Source organism: Mycobacterium sp., assembly GCF_036488105.1.
In the GTDB taxonomy this organism is placed as follows: Bacteria; Actinomycetota; Actinomycetes; order Mycobacteriales; family Mycobacteriaceae; genus Mycobacterium.
Genome location: NZ_DASXHW010000186.1, coordinates 1 through 2,721 on the forward strand (window position 1 = coordinate 1; position 2,721 = coordinate 2,721).

The 2,721-nt window shown below is 64.9% G+C and carries 2 protein-coding genes; one reads left to right on the forward strand and one right to left on the reverse strand.

Translation table 11 applies throughout. From position 1 onward, the window contains the following. The first annotated feature begins 142 nt into the window (after positions 1-142). Positions 143-937, forward strand: a complete 795-nt coding sequence (locus tag VGH54_RS10040; protein ID WP_331511805.1) for a spirocyclase AveC family protein — start codon at positions 143-145, stop codon at positions 935-937. 6 nt (positions 938-943) lie between these two features. Here the strand turns inward: VGH54_RS10040 and fadD12 are convergent, their stop codons facing one another. Continuing rightward, positions 944-2,578, reverse strand: a complete 1,635-nt coding sequence (gene fadD12 / locus VGH54_RS10045; protein ID WP_331511806.1) for an acyl-CoA ligase FadD12 — start codon at positions 2,576-2,578, stop codon at positions 944-946. Positions 2,579-2,721 lie beyond the last annotated feature (143 nt).

A 2,721-nucleotide genomic window follows, 5' to 3' on the forward strand; every position in this document is an offset into this window, starting at 1 on the left:
GACGGCAGCACGATGGGCAAGCGCTACGTCGACGACGGCGACGCCGAAGTGCTGGTCACCAAGGCCGGCGCCGGGTCGCTCAGCGTCGGCGCGACGCCGCTGGTGCTCAAGGAAGCCAAGCCGCTGCCGGCCAGCGACTGATATGACGCGGACCGGCTACGGCGTGCTCGCCGCTGGGCCCCTGCCTCCGTCGAACGCCGCCTGGGTGATGGAGATTGGCGGTTGGATCGTCTTCGTACTGGTGGCCGCGTCTCTGCTCTACCGCTGGCGCAAGAATGGCCGGCCCGACACCGCCGCGCTGCTCTTCATCGGGTGCTTCACCATGTGGTGGCAGGAGTTCTACGCCGACTGGGGTGCCTACCTCTATTACAACCCGGATCTGACGCTACTGCCCTGGGGGGAAACCCCGTACACCACCCCCAACAAACCGGTGTACGTGTTAGCTGGCTACGGCTGGTTCTATGCCGGCGGATTCGCGGCCGTGTTGAACCTGTTCCAATGGTTCCGGCGCCGCCATCCTTCAGTGAATTACCCGGCCGCCCTGGTGATTACCGTGTTCGTTCCATTCATTCTGTGGAACTTCGTGACGGCCGACGGAGTGTCCTACGTAACGAACTGGTTCCAATATCTGCAGTCGATCGGGCCGACCATCCACACCGACAAGGGCGGACTGCAGCTGATCTATCAAGGTGTCCCGCTGTCCATCTTCGCCGTTGCCGTAGTGGCGAGCCTCGACAGGCGCGATGCCGACGGGCGCACCTGGTTCGAACGGGTGCTGGGCGTGCAGCCCGTCATCACCACCTCCGGGCAACGGGCACACCAGATCGTTGCCTGGATCGTCGGCATGAACGTCCTCTATGCGGTGTTCCTGACGCTGCCACTGGTGATCGCCCGCATCCTGTTCTTCCCCGACAACCCCTGGGTGCCCAACCCTTGACTAGGTCTACTTGGCGCCCGCCGAGGGCTCGACGAGTGCGTGAAGCTCGCGGCGGACGATCTTGCCGGTGCTGCTGCGGGGGAGCTCGTCCAGCACCGTGATCGCCCGGGGCACTTTGTAATTCGCCAGGTTTTCGCGCACATGCGCCTTGAGGTCGTCCGTGGTTGCGGCGGTGCCGTCGGTGAGAACGACGAAGGCGACCAACCGCTGACCGTATTGCTCATCGTCGACGCCGAGCACCGCGGCCTCCGCGACTGCGGCGTGCCCGGCCAACGTCTTCTCGACTTCGATCGGGTAGACGTTCTCGCCACCGGAGACGATCATCTCGTCGTCGCGGCCGACGACAAATAGCCTGCCCTCGGCGTCGAGGTACCCGATGTCGCCGGATGACATGTAACCGGCGTGAAAGTCCTTGGTGGCGCCCGACGTATAGCCATCGAACTGGGTGGAGTTGCGGACATAAATGGTCCCGACCTCACCGGTCGGCAGTTCGCGGAAGTCGACGTCGAAGATGCGGACCTCGGTGCCTACAGCGGGTCGGCCCGCTGTGTCGGGCGATGCACGTAGGTCGGCCGGCGTAGCTGTGGCGATCATGCCCGCCTCGGTGGCGTTGTAGTTGTTGTAGATGACATCGCCGAAACGGTCCATGAACTTGGTGACGACATCGGGGCGCATCCGCGAGCCCGATGCCGCCGCGAACCGCAGCGACCGGCCGCTGTAGTTCGCCAAGACGTCATTGGGTAGGTCGACGATGCGGTCGAACATGACTGGTACGACGCATAATCCGGTGGCCCGGTGTTCGTCGACGAGCGCAAGGGTCGCCTCGGCGTCGAACTTGCGCCGGGTCACGATGGTGCAGGCCAACAGCGCGGCGATGCCCAGTTGTCCGAACCCCCATGCGTGGAACATCGGGGCCACAACCACTGTGGTCTCCTCGGCGCGCCACGGTGTCCGGTCGAGGATCGACTTCAACGCATCCGCGCTGCCGCCAGAATGCTTGGCGCCCTTGGGTGATCCGGTGGTGCCCGACGTCAGCAGAATCATCTTCGACGCCCGCGGGGCCGGTGAGGGACGTTGACCGCGGTGCCCATCGACCAAGCCCGCGACCGTGACGTCGTGTGCGTCAGGATCGTCCGTCCACGCGACGATCCGGGCGGCCTCTGGACGATCCTTGCACGCCTGGTCGATCGACGACGCAAACTCCTCGTCGTAGATGACGGCATCGACCTTCTCGCGCGCCACGACTTCGGCGAGAGCCGGCCCGGCGAAGGACGTGTTCAACAACAGCACGTCAGCGCCGATCCGGTTGGCGGCGATTAACGGCACAACGAACCCGCGATGGTTACGCGCCATGATGCCGACAACCTTCGGCGGGCCACCCGGTAGCGTCTGCAGCGCAGCGGCCAAGGCGTCGCCGTCCTCATCCAGTTCGCGCCACGTCAAGGTGCCCAATTCGTCGATCAGGCCAGGCCGGTCGGGGCATCGCTGGGCCGCGATCACGAACCCCGACGTGGCATTCATCCCGGCGCGCCGCACCGCCGCTGCCATGCGCACGTACCGGTCGGGACGCAGCGGAGCGAGCAGCCTCGCTCGTGACATCGTGCCGACGAGCCCTGCGATCTGATTCAGCCGCTCCAGCATGGTCAGCCGATCACCGGAAACGACGTTGCGCTGCCAGATCGTTGAGGCAGCTCCGGGTCCCACTCCGTGATGGCCGCCGGCTCCGGGTGAAACGTGTCCATGTAGTCCCCTCAGCAGAAGTCGTTAAACAGTTTGATGTTATC

Coding starts and splice junctions, on each gene's coding strand:
- VGH54_RS10040 (WP_331511805.1), top strand. CDS start 143: ATGACGCGGACCGGCTACGGCGTGCTCGCCGCTGGGCCCCTGCCTCCG.
- fadD12 (WP_331511806.1), bottom strand. CDS start 2,578: ATGCTGGAGCGGCTGAATCAGATCGCAGGGCTCGTCGGCACGATGTCA.